The sequence below is a fragment of the Undibacterium sp. TJN19 genome (assembly GCF_049339485.1).
Lineage (GTDB): Bacteria > Pseudomonadota > Gammaproteobacteria > Burkholderiales > Burkholderiaceae_D > Undibacterium.
In genome coordinates, this window is the sequence record NZ_JBMPPL010000001.1 from 1,561,715 (window position 1) to 1,575,897 (window position 14,183).

Sequence of the window (14,183 nt, forward strand, 5' to 3'; positions counted from 1 at the left end):
AAAATGGCTATTTGACAAGCACTTTACGCGGTCATCTGGCAGCCATTATTTTCATTGAGAGATACACAAGCGAAAGTAAAGAAAAAGTATTTGCTCAATAAAACTCGTTTTCATACGAGTTTATTTTTTCTTGAGCGCTTAATTTCACGGGATAACTTTCGTAAATCTTCATCACTATCGTAAGCAAGTTCTTCCAGTATTGCCTCGGACAGGACTCCATTTCTATTCAACAGATCTATCACGTTCCATCTATGCATTGCACAGTTCATGCCGTAATACATGGCTTCCAGCGGTGCTTTGCATTCAGAATCAGGATTGGCGTCAAAGATATCAATCATGCCTGCTACCAGATCATGAATATGATGAAAATCATCCGAACGTTGTATGATCTCAAGAAGGATTTTGTCATCACCAGTCTGATAATTGTTGATCAACAGTCCCAGGTAATCCCATGGTGTTTTTTCGCTGGAGAGTTTTTTAAGTGCAAGTGCGCGGATATCATCGCCTTTGAAATGACTGAGGGCATTCACTGCATGCATTATCTTGCGATTTTTCTTCTCATTCCTGCCACTTGCCATTCCCAGAAGAACTTCGTAATCAAACGGGAATTTCGTTTGATAAAAGAAAGGCAGATATTTATGCTTTCTGACGCTGTCTTTTTCGGCAAGAAAATTCCTGGCAACTTGTTCTATATCTGCCTGCATCATCCCTGAAATGTGAGATTCCCAAAAGCGGGGAAAGCGACTTGCTTCATCAACCAGCTCTTCAATTTCTGCCACTGTATAAGGAATAGTTTTACTACGCCTGTATTTTTTTCTGGGTTTGGCAGACAAGATCAGATCAAGGTAATTTTTGATCGCTGGATTTGCGTCAGCGGCCTTGGCCAGTTCTGCATAAACATCGACAGACTTGTTCATTTTTTGAAAATCATCGACACGCCAACGATCTTCGTAATCGGCTCTTTGATGTTCTGGAAGTTGCCCCACTTTTTTAGCCGCTCTGATCAGACCTGCCATGCCTTCGATTTTCAGCAGCACATCTCTCGCATAAAGCTCATAGCCATTGCTGAAAGATTTTTCAAATCTGTTTATCAAAGCCTCTTTGGCCCCTGCAATACCATCCTGATGGAAATACAGAACGAGATCGCTTAGCTGATCCATTCCATAGTCGTTACTTTTTTTTGTACTGAATTTTTTAATGATGGTACGAATTAGCGCATCTTTTTGCAGTGAGCGCCTGATCAGCTTGTATAGATATACGGCCCTGCTGCCTTCGCATTGCCTGTCATACGCGAGATTATTGACGGTGGCAGCGAGTATCTGCACTGAGAAATTTATTTGCGGTTGTGCTTTCAAGAGCAGCATCGCTTTACCTGTTCCCAGGTTCAGAGAATGAAAAAACTGCTTTTTCAGTTGTACGATTTCAACTGGATTTAATGGAATCTGTTTTTTCATGCATGAGTTATTAAAGTCAATGACTCAAGCATACCAGCAAGTTCTGGATACACGAAAATTGATGCTGACAGCAGTAGTTTTCATACTGCGTCAGCACCTGGAGAGAGCAAGATCAGCTCAACGTGCTGCCTCAGCCAGTTGATGAGCCAGATGATTATGTCTTTCCATCACTACTGGTAAATCTATGGATGTGATTTGTCCATCACGCACCACGACACGCCCATTGATAATGCTGTATGCCACATCTGAAGGTGTGCAAAAGACCAGCGCCGCCACCGGGTCATGCCAGGCCCCGGCATAGCCTATCTGCTTCAGGTTGAACATGACAATGTCTGCCGACATGCCGGGTTTGAGTGCGCCTATGTCATCGCGGTTGAGTACCTTGGCGCCACCGAGAGTCGCTACTTCCAGCGCCTGCCTGGCTGTCATGGCATCGGGGCCAAAGCCCACGCGTTGCAAGAGCATGGCTTGCCTGACTTCGCCCAGCATATGACCGGAATCATTCGAAGCACAGCCATCGACACCGAGGCCGACACTGATACCGGCATCGAGCATCTTGCGTATCGGTGCAATGCCAGACGCCAGGCGCATATTCGAGCAGGGACAATGGGCAATGCCGGTGCCTGTGCGGGCGAACATGTAGATGCCGTCATCGTCCAACTGCACACAGTGGGCATGCCAGACATCATGACCTACCCAGCCGCAGTCTTCGGCATATTCTGCCGGGGTCATATTGAATTTCTCGCGGCTGTAGGCGATGTCATTGGCATTTTCTGCCAGGTGGGTATGCAGTGATACGCCATAGCTGCGCGCCAGTGTTGCTGATTCACGCATAAGGTCGCGTGAGACAGAAAATGGTGAGCAGGGTGCAACGACGATGCGTTGCATGGCGTGACGGCTACTGTCGTGATAAGTCTCTATCAGGCGCTGAGTATCGCGCAGTATGCTGGCCTCGTCTTCCACCACACGGTCTGGTGGCAGGCCACCTTTTGACTGGCCTACACTCATGGAACCACGCGCCGCATGAAAGCGCATGCCTATCTCTTGCGCTGCCTGCAGGCTGTGATCAAGCTGGCAGCCATTCGGGTAGATGTAGAGATGGTCGCTGCTGGTGGTGCAGCCTGACAGTATCAGCTCTGCCATGGCGGCCTGGGTCGATACCTGCACCATTTCTGGTGTCAGGTTGGCCCAGATAGGGTAGAGATTAGTCAGCCAGTTGAACAGCTCACCATTTTGCGCCGCAGGTATGACGCGCGTCAGGCTTTGGTACATATGGTGATGGGTATTGATGAGGCCGGGCATGACGACATGATCAGTCGCATCAATGACTTCATCGGCAGTTTGCGGCAGGTCTGCACTTGACCCCACCTGCGCGATGATATTGTCGATGATGTATACCGCACCATTGCTGATTTCACGGCGCGTGTCGTCCATGGTGACGACGACGCGGGCATTTTTGATAAGTAAGCTGGTCATAGCAAATAAAATAACAGATAAATTAATGGTCGGAGCTGTGAGCCGCAGCCATGGCAAATGCCTTGGCTTCCGACTCAGCACCCTGACCGTTGAAAAACAGATTGAGCGTCACCGCCGCGATGGTGGCCAGCAAAATGCCGCTATCGACTATCGTGCCCAGCCAGTGCGGCAAGTGCGAGAAGAACTGCGGTGCCACCAGAGGGATCATGCCTGCACCTATGCTGACGGCAACAATGAACAGGTTATGACGCTGGTGATTGAGACCCGCATTGCCGAGTATCTTGATACCGGTGGCGGCCACCATGCCAAACATGACTATGCCTGCACCACCGAGTACATACACAGGTATCGATGCCGCCACATGCGCCATTTTGGGGAACATGCCAAATACCACCAATATCACACCCGCAGCTGCACAGACATAACGGCTGCGCACACCAGTGACACCAACCAGGCCGATGTTTTGTGAAAACGAGGTGTAGGGAAAAGTATTGAAGACACCACCGATGACCGTGCCCAGGCTGTCAGCCCGCAGGCCATTTGCCAGTTCTTCATTGCTGATGCGCTTGCCTGTGAGCTCAGACAGGGCGAGGAACATGCCTGTCGATTCCACCATCGTGACTATCATGACCAGGCACATGCCTATGATGGCACCCAGGTCAAAAGTCGGCATGCCATACTGGAAGGGCATGATGAAGGCAAACCAGCCCGCCTCACCCAGACCATCAAAACTGACCTTGCCCAAGACCAGCGAAACCACAAAGCCCAGCACCATGCCCAGCAAGACCGAGATATTACCCACGAAACCGCGCAAATAACGTGTCATGAGCATGATGGAGACCAGCACAAAAAAGGCAATCGCCAGGTTTTCAGGTGCACCATAATTGGGATTGGGCTGCATGGATTTGCTTGCCGCATCAAAGATCATCGGCTGCCCGCCCGCTGCCCAGTTGATGCCGACACGCATGAGGGTAATGCCGATGACGGTGATGATGGTGCCGGTAACGACAGGTGGGAAAAACCTGACGGCCCGGCTCATGAAGGGCGTAATGATGAGACCAAAAATACCGGAGGCAATCACCGCCCCATAAATGCTGAGTATGCCCAGGCTGGGGTTGCCCGCCATTGCCACCATGGGGCCTACTGCTGCAAAAGTGACCCCCATCATGACAGGCATGCGTATGCCAAACTTCCAGATACCCAGGGCCTGTATCAGGGTCACCAGGCCGCAACAGAATAAATCGGCGTTGATGAGGAAAGCGATCTGGTCCTTGGGTAAATGTAATGCGCCGCCGATGATGAGAGGCACGGCTATCGCCCCGGCATACATCACCAGCACGTGCTGTATGCCCAGAGTGAATAATTTTGCTGCTGGTAGCTTTTCATCTACCGGGTGTATCGCTGTTTGCATCGTCTCTTCCTTGCTTGATGGTTTGGTTTTTTTGACACATCACTGCTGGATTCTCTGACGGAATTTTTTGTCAGTGATGGCTGGAAATGCACATACTGAGCTGCTAAAAAATTAAGCGACTGGTAATCGGGATGAGGGGGAAATGCATCATGTGCAAGACTCCTGGTTTGCCCTCCTGACGATGGTATCGTCAGGAAAAGCGGCTACAAATACAGCCGAAACATAGTGTCCGACTGCGCTTTTTACTGCTGCCTGACGAGATACATCCTCCACAAACTGGAAAAAGACATCTCGTCAGGATTGATCTGCGTCGTAAAAAAATGCCGGTGAAAGCATATTCTTGCGTCGCCTCAAACCATGCAGCGTTATCAAGCGAAAACATGGCAGCAGGCTCAAGCTCAGTCCTGGTTCTGCATCAGGCCTTCATTGCGAAGCTGAAACAGGCAATACTGAAAGTGGCGCCAGAAATCCTGGTAAAACGGGTACAGAAAAACCTCTCAACACAGACACAGAGGGGGCACAGAGGGCACAGAGGGAAAACAAAACAGAATAAGGTTTTCTCATGCTTTTCTCTGTGGTGTAGCAGGGAATTCATGCGGCATGCGGCATGCCGCATGCCTGCGGAACGAAGACTTCTTGCAAGAAGTCTTTCCTTCCTCCGTGTCTCTGTGGTGATCTTTTCGGTCTTAAGATTTTTCCTTAAAGTTTCTTAAAAAATCGAGCATGATTTGTGCCGAGACTTCTGCGTCGTCGGCGCTCATGGTTTCCAGTGGGTTGTGGCTGATGCCGCCGTTGCCGCAGCGGGTGAACAGCATGGCGACATCGGTCATCTTGGCTATCGCCATGGCATCATGGCCTGCACCTGATGGCAATTCAAAGGCTGGTAAACCTGCTCTTTGCGTGGCTGCTGCCAGTTGCTGCATCAGCCATGGAGCGCAAGGAGCTGCCGGGGCGGATACAGCTTTGACCACATTCACTTCAATATTGCGGTGCTGGCAGATGGCTTCTATCTTTGCCAGGATGTCATTCACCGCAGCATCGCGGGTGACATCGTCAGCGGCACGGATATCCAATGACAGATTGCAAGAGCCAGGTATGACGTTGACCGAACCATGTGGCACCTGTAACTGACCCACTGTCCCTACCAGGGATGTGCCATTGGTGCAGCGCTGTTCTACATACAAGATGATTTCTGCGGCGGCAGCGGCAGCATCCTTGCGCATGCTCATGGGTGTGGTGCCAGCATGGCTGGCAACCCCTTTGAGTTGCACCTGATAGCGACAACTGCCAGCGATGGAAGTGACGATGCCGACCGGCAGGTCACGCCCCAGCAAGACCGGGCCCTGTTCTATATGCACTTCTACATAGCCCAGGATTTGTGCAGGGTCACGCGCTATGGCCGGGATTTGTTTGACATCATGTCCCGCAGCAGCCAGTGCCTCACGCATGCTGATGCCGTCTGCATCTGTTTTGTCCAGCAATGCCAGGTCAAACTGGCCTATGACGGCGTTACTGCCCAGGAAAGTGCTTTTGAAACGCACGCCTTCTTCTTCAGCAAAGCCGATGATCTCGAAATTGAAAGGCAGTTTTTCATTTTTCTCGTTCAAGTGCTTGACGATGGCAATGGGTAGCAGGATGCCTTCACGGCCATCGTATTTGCCGCCATTGCAAACAGTGTCATAGTGGGAGCCGGTCAGCAGGGTCTTGACATCGGTCGCATCAGACAGGTAGCGGCCAACGACATTGCCGACTGCGTCGATATGCACATGCATGCCCGCTTCACGCATCCAGGTGGCCAGTTGCTCTGCGGTTTTTTGGTGCGCGGGTGTCATGTAGGCACAAGTCAGGCCATCTTCATCATCGCTCCAGGCGGCCAGGGTTTCTGACCATTGCATGATGGTGTTACCAAATTGCAGGGTGTGTTCGAGCAAGTCATTCAGACGCAGTTCAGCAATGCGGCCTATCTGGCGCAGGCATTCTGCCAGCTCGTCTGCACGCTGGTTTTTGAAGCGGCGCTGGAAGGTGGCGATGATGGTTTCCCGCGTAAAGCCCTTGCCATCCGGCCCTTTGACGGCGAGGATGAAGGGGAAACCAAACTTGCTGTTGTAGTCGGCATTGAGCTTGTGCAGTATTGCGAATTCTTCAGGGCTGCAATTGGTCAGGCCTGCCTTGGCCTGTTCACCTGTTGATTCTGCCGTCAATTCTCCTGCGATGGCGGCCTTGCCTGCCAGCTCGGGGTGGGCACGGATCAGGCCCAGCTGTTCTGCCTCTGTCGCCTGGCTGACCACGGTTTGCAAGGCCAGCTTGAGTGCCGTAATGCTGGCAAAGGGGCGGCTGGCGGCAGCCCGTTCAGGTATCCAGGGTGAATGTTCATAGATACCATGCAGGATATGCACAAAGTCTTGCGGGCTACAGCGGTTCAGGTGGTCCAGAGTTGTCGTCATAATTGCTCAGGCGTTATGCCTGTTATTTGTACGTATTCATTAATGTGACCGGTGTTGGCCCGGCATGATGATGAAGCTTAAGCCCAATTCTGGCCTGCAATGTGCTGCTGTCTTCATGATCTGTATATCTTCGATAGTATATTGATAGACTGCTGGCGGTATAAGATTTGGCTGATAGCGCATTTCAAGTCATCAATATAGGAGATCAGTATGGGAAAGCTCAGTACGCACGTATTGGATATCACCGTTGGCAAACCCGGCGTGGGTGTGCAGGTGGAGTTATATGCCGTCAATGCAGGTGAGAAAACCTTGCTGAAGACAGAGACTACCAACCATGATGGTCGCTGCAATGCGCCCCTGCTGGAAGGAGACAGCCTGAAGCCCGGCCTGTATGAGCTGGTGTTTGCAGCAGGCGATTATTTCGACAAGCAGGGCGTGGATTTACCTAGCCCCAAATTCATAGACCGCGTGACCCTGGCTTTTGGGGTGGCTGATGCCAGCCAGAATTACCATGTGCCGCTGGTGGTATCACCCTGGGCGTACTCGACTTACCGCGGTAGTTAACCGAATAATCGAAGGGCTTTCGCAAAATTGTCCCAACAAGGCTAACGCATTTAGGAAACCGCCCTGGCAAGGGCGGTTCGTTTCGTTGGCATACAGCGTGCTGTATGAAACCCCAACTGCACCGCAGCGACGAAGACAGTCTTTAGTACGCGGCTCCTAGGAGAGGAGCTGCAACGCTTTGGGGCGGTTTTGCGAAGGTCCTGTCAATTTATTTGGACATTAAAGATTTGGCTGCCTGGGCAATCTGCTCACGCAGCCATTTATGTTCTGGTGAATGATGGACGCGTTCATGCCAAAGCTGGTAAAAGCGCAGTGGCGGGAATTTGATGGGGATGGAAAAAGTCTTCAGCTGCAGGCTTTTTTCATAAAAGCTCAGGTATTGCTTGCCCGTCGTCAGCACCATGTCTGACTGCGTCAGCATATGTGGCATGAGGCCAAAGTAGGCCGATTCGACCACGACATTGCGGCGCAGGTGCTGCCGTTCCAGATGGGCGTCGATGACGCCATGGTAGCCGGACAAGAGTTGCGAAGGCGCGACATGCGGCAGGCTCAGGTAGTCTTCCAGCGTCATATCGTCAGTGCCGGTGCGCTTGGCATAGGGGCTGTCGGCACGCATGGCGCAGACGATGGGATCTTCAAACAGCTTGGACAGGTGTAGGTGTTGCGGTGGCTCATCCCAGTTGGCGATGACGAGATCAAGATCGCCGTCAGACAGATGGCGCACATAATCGACTTCCGCCCCCAGGCCATGGATAACGATGCGGCTTTTGGGTGATTCACGCCGCAGGCGCTCCACCACGCTGGGCAGGAATTGCACATGCAGGGAATCTGGCGCAGCGATGTGGAAGGTCTTGCTCTCTTGCTGGGCGACGAAGGGCACCTTGCGTTCAAACAAGAGTTCGGTTTCATCGAGTATGCGCTTGGCAGGCTTGAGCAGGGTTTCACCATGGGGGGTAGGCACCATGCCACGGCCACCGCGCACCAGCAATTGATCGCCTGTCAGCTCACGCAGTTTGCGTAGCGATGCAGAAATCGAAGGCTGCGGCTGATTAAGCTTTAAAGCTACGCGGGAGACGTTTTTCTCACTGAGCAAAAGATACAAAATACGTATCAGATGCAGATCGAGATGATTGGGTAGTTGTGCCATGCTGATGCCTGTCTTCAAACGTATATCGAAATCTGTATTTTTAATATACTTCGTTTTCAATGAAGTTTGTAGGGAAAAAGTTTATCGTTACCAGACTTCACCAAGTTTTTTGCTATTGGTAATACCTGCACTTGGTCTAACTGCGACAATAGGAGACATTTGAAGCAGATAGATACAGGTTGTGGTTTTTTAGCACTGAATTGGTTTTTAAATAAGCTTCAAAAACGAACATCGGGATGCAGTACAAGGCGCAAAACACAGCAATACGTCGGTATTGCGAGTATTTGCAACGCAGTAATGCGCCCGAGAATGATGTTTTTGGAGCTTATTAAACTGGTCGCAGCGGAGCTTCGGTTCGCGACCATTTTGGGGTATTTTTCTATCCCTCTCGTCTGAAGAGCCCCGCGGAGGCAGACGAGCTTCTAACATGAGAGAAAACATGGAAGCTTTTTTACTTGCGTATGGCACTGAGTGGCTGAACCTGATCGTCCGCTGGCTGCACCTGATTACCGGCATAGCCTGGATAGGTGCATCCTTCTATTTCGTCTGGCTGGACAATAATATCCGCCCGCCCAAGCCCGGTTCTGAACTGGCCAACAAGGGCGTGTCTGGTGAATTGTGGGCCGTGCATGGCGGTGGCTTTTATAATCCGCAAAAATACCTGATCGCCCCCAAAGAATTGCCAGAAGAACTGCACTGGTTCAAATGGGAAGCCTATGCCACGTGGCTGTCTGGCTTTGCGATGCTGTTCATCGTCTATTACTTCAATGCCTCTGCCATGATGATAGACAAGTCCGTCGCCGACCTGACGAGCTGGCAAGCCATAGGCATAGGCCTGGGCACGCTGCTGGTGGGCTGGACGGTGTATGACTTGCTGTGCCGTTCACCGCTGGGCAAGCGTGAAGGTCTGCTGGGCATCATCATGTTTGTGTTCATTGTGGCGGCAGCATTTGTGTTGTCGAAATTCCTCAGTGGCCGGGCTGCCTATATCCACGTTGGTGCCATGATAGGCACGATGATGGTGGGTAATGTGCTGATGCTCATCATCCCCGGCCAGCGCAAACTGGTCGAAGCCATGCAGCAGGGCAAATCGCCTGACCCTATCCACGGCCAGAAAGCCAAGCAGCGCAGCGTACACAATAATTACTTTACCCTGCCAGTGCTGTTCATCATGATCAGCAACCATTATGCAATGACCTATAACCATGAATACAACTGGCTGGTGCTGGCGACCATCATGGCGGCAGGTGTCTTGATACGTCATTTCTTCAACCTGCGCCACAAGGGTATTACCAACTGGGCTTATCCTGCCGCGGGCGTGACTTTATTGCTGGCGGTGGCAATTGCGATTGCCCCCAAGCCGCCAGCCAAAGTGGCAGCGCCTGACCCGGCCCTGTCGGCAGCAGAAGCAGCCGCTGCCCAATTCAGCAAAGTACAGGGCATCATCCAGCAGCGTTGCGTGTCTTGCCACGCGGCCGCACCTACCCAGCCTGGCTTTGCCACTGCACCGGCTGGTATCAAACTTGATACGCCAGAACTGATCAGGCAAAACGCCGTGAAGGTCAATTTACAGGCAGTACAGTTGAAGGCTATGCCGATAGGGAATATGACGAAGATGACGGAAGAAGAACGTGCAGTCGTCGGTGCCTGGTTCCAGGCTGGTGCCAAGTAAGTCAATAAAAATCTAGAAAGTACAAGACATGAATAACTACGAACAACTCGACGCCTGGGTAGATGCGCACTTTGACGAGCAGGTCAAATTCCTGCAAGAACTGATACGTGTACCGACTGATACCCCACCCGGCAATAACACCCCGCATGCAGAACGCACCGCTGACCTGCTGCAAGACATGGGTATAAGCGCAGAAAAACATGCAGTACCGGATAGCGAAGTCAAAGAGGCTGGCTTGCAAAGCATTACGAATTTGCTGGTACGTCGCCAGTATGGCCCGGGCAAGACTGTGCTGCTGAATGCGCATGGTGACGTAGTGCCACCGGGCGAAGGCTGGACCAAAGACCCTTACGGTGGCGAAATAGAAAATGGCAATATCTATGGCCGCGCCACAGCGGTCAGCAAATGCGATTTCTCGACTTTCACCTTTGCCCTGCGTGCCCTCGAAGCCGTTGCAAAACCAACAGCAGGTACACTGGAGTTGTTATTTACGTATGATGAAGAATTCGGTGGGGAAGTCGGCCCGGGCTGGATGTTGAAACACAACTTGATCAAGCCGGACCTGATGATAGCCGCTGGTTTTTCTTACCAGGTCATCACTGCGCATAACGGTTGTCTGCAAATGGAAGTGACCGTGCATGGCAAGATGGCCCATGCAGCGATTCCCGATTCTGGCGTCGATGCCTTGCAGGCAGCAGTGAAAATCCTGAATGCCCTGTATGCGCAAAATACCTTATACAAACAGGTCATATCGAAAGTAGAAGGCATTACTCACCCTTACCTGAATGTGGGAACGATAGAAGGCGGCACCAATACCAACGTCATCCCTGGCCGCGTCACGTTCAAACTGGACCGCCGCATGATACCGGAAGAAAATCCGACAGAAGTGGAAGCGACTTTGCGCACAGTCATCAGTGACACGGCGGCTGAATTGCCGGGCATCAGCGTGGATGTCAAACGGATCTTGCTGGCAAATTCCATGCGCCCTCTGTCTGGCAATACCCCGCTGGTAGAAGCCATACAAAAACATGGTGGCGAGGTATTTGGTGAAGCCATCCCTGCCCTGGGCACACCTTTATATACAGACGTGCGCCTGTTCTCGGAAGCAGGCATACCCGGCGTCATCTACGGTGCAGGCCCACGCACGGTGCTGGAATCCCATGCAAAACGGGCCGATGAACGCCTGAACCTCGAAGATTTACGACGCGCTACAAAGGTGATTGCACGTAGCCTCGCAGATCTGCTGGTATAAGTTATAAGAGGTGAAGCGGATGATTGCCGCCGGAGGCGGCAATCAATGTAATTTCTTTTTGCATCAAAACCTGTTTTGTTCCGCCATCAAAGTCTCTATCTCAGCCACAGTCTTGGGCACAGCATGGCTCAGAACTTCGCAGCCTTCACCTGAAACCAGCACATCATCTTCTATGCGTATGCCGATGTTCCAGTATTGCTCTGGCACGCCAGGCGCGGGACGGATATAGATACCGGGTTCTATTGTCAGGCACATGCCGGGATGCAGGATGCGCCAGGGATTACCAGCAGTCTGTACCGTGTTGCCCGCAACGGGCTGGTCAACTGATTGTTCGACAGGTTCATGATAATCGCCGGCATCATGCACATCCATGCCTAGCCAGTGACTGGTTCTGCACATGAAAAACTGCTGGTAATCGCCATTAGTGATGACGTCTTCGACACTGCCACACCGTTGCCTGTCCAGCAAACCCGTATCAAGCATGCCTTGTGCCAATACCCTGACTGCGGCCTGGTGCGGATCCATGAATCTTAGCCCGGGCTTGACGGCGGCAATCGCAGCCATTTGTGCGGCCAGCACGATTTCATACAGCGTCTTTTGCACGACTGTGAACTTGCCGCTGGCAGGGAAAGTGCGTGTGATATCAGACGCATAGCCCTGATATTCACAACCGGCATCAATCAATACCAAATCACCCGATTTAACGACGGCAGCGCCGGGATTGTGGTGCAACACACAGCTGTTCGCGCCAGTAGCGACAATGGCCGGATAAGCAGGCGCAGCCGCACCCTGGCGATGAAATTAATGCAACAGCTCTGCCTCTATCTGGTATTCAGTCTGGCCAGGCCGGGTAAACCGCATGGCACGGCAATGCGCTTGTGCCGATATCGTGGCAGCCTTGCGCATGATGGTAATTTCTGCATGGTCCTTGATCAGACGCATCTCATCCAACAGGGCGTGCACATCGTGTGTATGTGCGGGTGCCCTGACACCATTGCGTGCCTGCTGACGCAGGGTATGTAACCAGGTTTGCAGAGCGGCATTCAGTCCCGCATTGCCTGATTGCGCATGATAAAGATGTGAAGCATCAGCCAGCAGCGCTGGCATCTGGCTATCGATTGCAGACAAGGGGTAGGCAGCATCAAAACCAAAATGGATGCGTGCGCCTTCAGGGCCATGCCGAAAGCCATGCCATATCGCGTGTTCGCTGTCCTTTTCGCGGCAAAACAAAATGGACAGATTCACTCTACCGGCGACGATGACCATCACCGCTTCTGGCTCCGTATAACCACTGAGATAATAAAAATAACTGTCGTGGCGATACGGGTATTCAACATCACGGTGCCACCCGTGCTGGAACGTTTTTCCAGGCTGTTTGCCAAGGTCGAGATAGAACTGGTATGCCTGCAAAGCATCTTGCTGAAACCATTACTGAAGAAAGGCGTCATTGATCTCGCCTTCGTCACGCGTGGCGAAGGCCTTGATGGCACTTTCATCCGTCGTGAACCCGTGGTCTGGGTGGGTGCAGAAAAACACGCCGCCTGGAAGAAAACGCCATTGCCAGTGGCGCTATATGAAAAGGGCTGCGTTGCGCGTGAACAAACTCTGGCAGCACTGGAAAACAGTGCACGCCCCTATTGCGCCACCTATAGCAGTCCCAGCCTGCTCGGTATACTGGCAATGGTGGAAGCAGGTCTGGCGATCGCCGCCCTGGCCGAATGCAGTGCCCCGCCCCATCTGGTCAGGCTGGGCAAGGCTGAAGGCCTGAAGACGGTCGAGCCTCTGGATATCGTACTCATCAAAGGCAGGAAGAATAGCTCGCCAGCCGTAGAATGTCTGGCCAACGAGATCATGCAGGCGTTAAGCGCAAAGCGCGGAACATGATTTTTTTGCGGCTACTTACTGCCCAGCAAATATCTGAGTATTGCTTTCTGGACTGGAAGCAGCAAGTTCTTTTGTCGGTAACCAACAAAGCCTGCATAGACTGTGGGATCAAATGCTATTTCCTGCCCGATTGAAAACGGTGGTGTCGGCAACAGTCTGGGATTACCCATTTTTTCCAGATGCGCCGTTGTCAATGACCAGTCCTTATTCTCATATTGTGCCGGCCAGCCATCGGTAATGACGATGTCGAATGCAGAAGTGATTGAGGATGTGTACTGCACGCCAGACTTTTGTTGATGGAAGACAGCTTCACAAAGGTGCGTAATCTCAAAACCCATGACAGATGCCAGTTCATGCCAGGACAGCATGACATTGCTGGGCGGCCCCCACAGGCAAATTCTGGCCTGTCTGATCGGTGCAATGTGCAGGTTCACATAATAGGCATCGGTTAACACTTCGCACGGATGTCCCTCACTGGAAAGTGCATTGATGACCGGACGCATTGAGTCTTGTGCAAACTGCGCAAGACGATCATGCTGACGTTCGCGTATGACGTAGATGTCGTAGAAATCATCCAGGTAGCCTGCCAGGTCGACCGTGCGTTCATTTGACTTCAGCAAGTTTGGCAATTCTGTATAGTGTAGTCCAAGTTCCTGAAAAGCCTGTATGAAGCTGGTGCGGGTTCGTATGCCGTTTCCTTCGAAAGACCAGGCAACTTTTCCGCTGATTTCAGGACTGTCCTGACCAGTCAGTTTCCAGATTTCTTCAATGTCTGTCGCTGACAGGTCTTTTATATTGATTAAGTTCATGGCATTGCATCTTTCAAATTTCCGGTAAATCTGCCTGTCAGATTTGAGATAAACGTATTGCGAAAAGTAT

At 51.8% G+C, this 14,183-nt stretch carries 10 protein-coding genes and 1 pseudogene; 4 read left to right on the forward strand and 7 right to left on the reverse strand.

Going from position 1 to position 14,183, the window contains the following annotated elements; translation table 11 throughout:
* Nucleotides 1-110: 110 nt before the first annotated feature.
* From ACO0LH_RS07075 to ACO0LH_RS07090, 4 genes are all read right to left on the reverse strand, one after another.
* Nucleotides 111-1,454 (reverse strand): hypothetical protein, encoded by a 1,344-nt coding sequence (locus ACO0LH_RS07075; protein WP_422940325.1) that lies wholly within the window; start codon nucleotides 1,452-1,454, stop codon nucleotides 111-113.
* A 117-nt stretch (nucleotides 1,455-1,571) separates the two neighbouring features.
* On the reverse strand, nucleotides 1,572-2,930 hold the full coding sequence (locus ACO0LH_RS07080) for an 8-oxoguanine deaminase (protein ID WP_422940326.1): 1,359 nt from the start codon (nucleotides 2,928-2,930) through the stop codon (nucleotides 1,572-1,574).
* 22 nt (nucleotides 2,931-2,952) lie between these two features.
* Complete coding sequence (locus ACO0LH_RS07085) at nucleotides 2,953-4,341, reverse strand: nucleobase:cation symporter-2 family protein (protein WP_422940327.1); 1,389 nt, start codon at nucleotides 4,339-4,341, stop codon at nucleotides 2,953-2,955.
* 686 nt (nucleotides 4,342-5,027) lie between these two features.
* Nucleotides 5,028-6,785, reverse strand: a complete 1,758-nt coding sequence (locus ACO0LH_RS07090; protein ID WP_422940328.1) for an allantoate amidohydrolase — start codon at nucleotides 6,783-6,785, stop codon at nucleotides 5,028-5,030.
* Between the two features lie 210 nt (nucleotides 6,786-6,995).
* Between ACO0LH_RS07090 and uraH the strand changes: the two genes are divergently transcribed.
* On the forward strand, nucleotides 6,996-7,349 hold the full coding sequence (gene uraH / locus ACO0LH_RS07095) for a hydroxyisourate hydrolase (protein ID WP_422940329.1): 354 nt from the start codon (nucleotides 6,996-6,998) through the stop codon (nucleotides 7,347-7,349).
* Between the two features lie 208 nt (nucleotides 7,350-7,557).
* Here the strand turns inward: uraH and ACO0LH_RS07100 are convergent, their stop codons facing one another.
* A complete protein-coding gene (locus tag ACO0LH_RS07100) occupies nucleotides 7,558-8,496 on the reverse strand; it encodes a LysR family transcriptional regulator (protein ID WP_422940330.1) in 939 nt (312 codons plus the stop codon).
* Between the two features lie 439 nt (nucleotides 8,497-8,935).
* Between ACO0LH_RS07100 and ACO0LH_RS07105 the strand changes: the two genes are divergently transcribed.
* Both ACO0LH_RS07105 and ACO0LH_RS07110 read left to right on the forward strand, forming a co-directional pair.
* Entirely contained in the window at nucleotides 8,936-10,168 is a 1,233-nt protein-coding gene (locus ACO0LH_RS07105) for a urate hydroxylase PuuD (RefSeq protein WP_422940331.1), read from the forward strand.
* A gap of 28 nt (nucleotides 10,169-10,196) precedes the next feature.
* Nucleotides 10,197-11,420 (forward strand): M20 family metallopeptidase, encoded by a 1,224-nt coding sequence (locus tag ACO0LH_RS07110; protein WP_422940332.1) that lies wholly within the window; start codon nucleotides 10,197-10,199, stop codon nucleotides 11,418-11,420.
* A 63-nt stretch (nucleotides 11,421-11,483) separates the two neighbouring features.
* Here ACO0LH_RS07110 and ACO0LH_RS07115 read toward each other — a convergent pair.
* Nucleotides 11,484-12,764: pseudogene (locus ACO0LH_RS07115) on the reverse strand (aminopeptidase P N-terminal domain-containing protein); the annotation flags it as partial.
* Nucleotides 12,765-12,770: 6 nt separating this feature from the next.
* On the opposite strand from ACO0LH_RS07115, the gene ACO0LH_RS07120 reads away from it, so the two are divergent.
* Nucleotides 12,771-13,304, forward strand: coding sequence for a LysR substrate-binding domain-containing protein (locus ACO0LH_RS07120; protein ID WP_422940333.1), 534 nt, complete (start codon nucleotides 12,771-12,773; stop codon nucleotides 13,302-13,304).
* A gap of 11 nt (nucleotides 13,305-13,315) precedes the next feature.
* On the opposite strand, the gene ACO0LH_RS07125 is transcribed toward ACO0LH_RS07120, so the two are convergent.
* On the reverse strand, nucleotides 13,316-14,113 hold the full coding sequence (locus tag ACO0LH_RS07125; protein ID WP_422940334.1) for an ornithine carbamoyltransferase: 798 nt from the start codon (nucleotides 14,111-14,113) through the stop codon (nucleotides 13,316-13,318).
* Nucleotides 14,114-14,183: the final 70 nt, after the last annotated feature.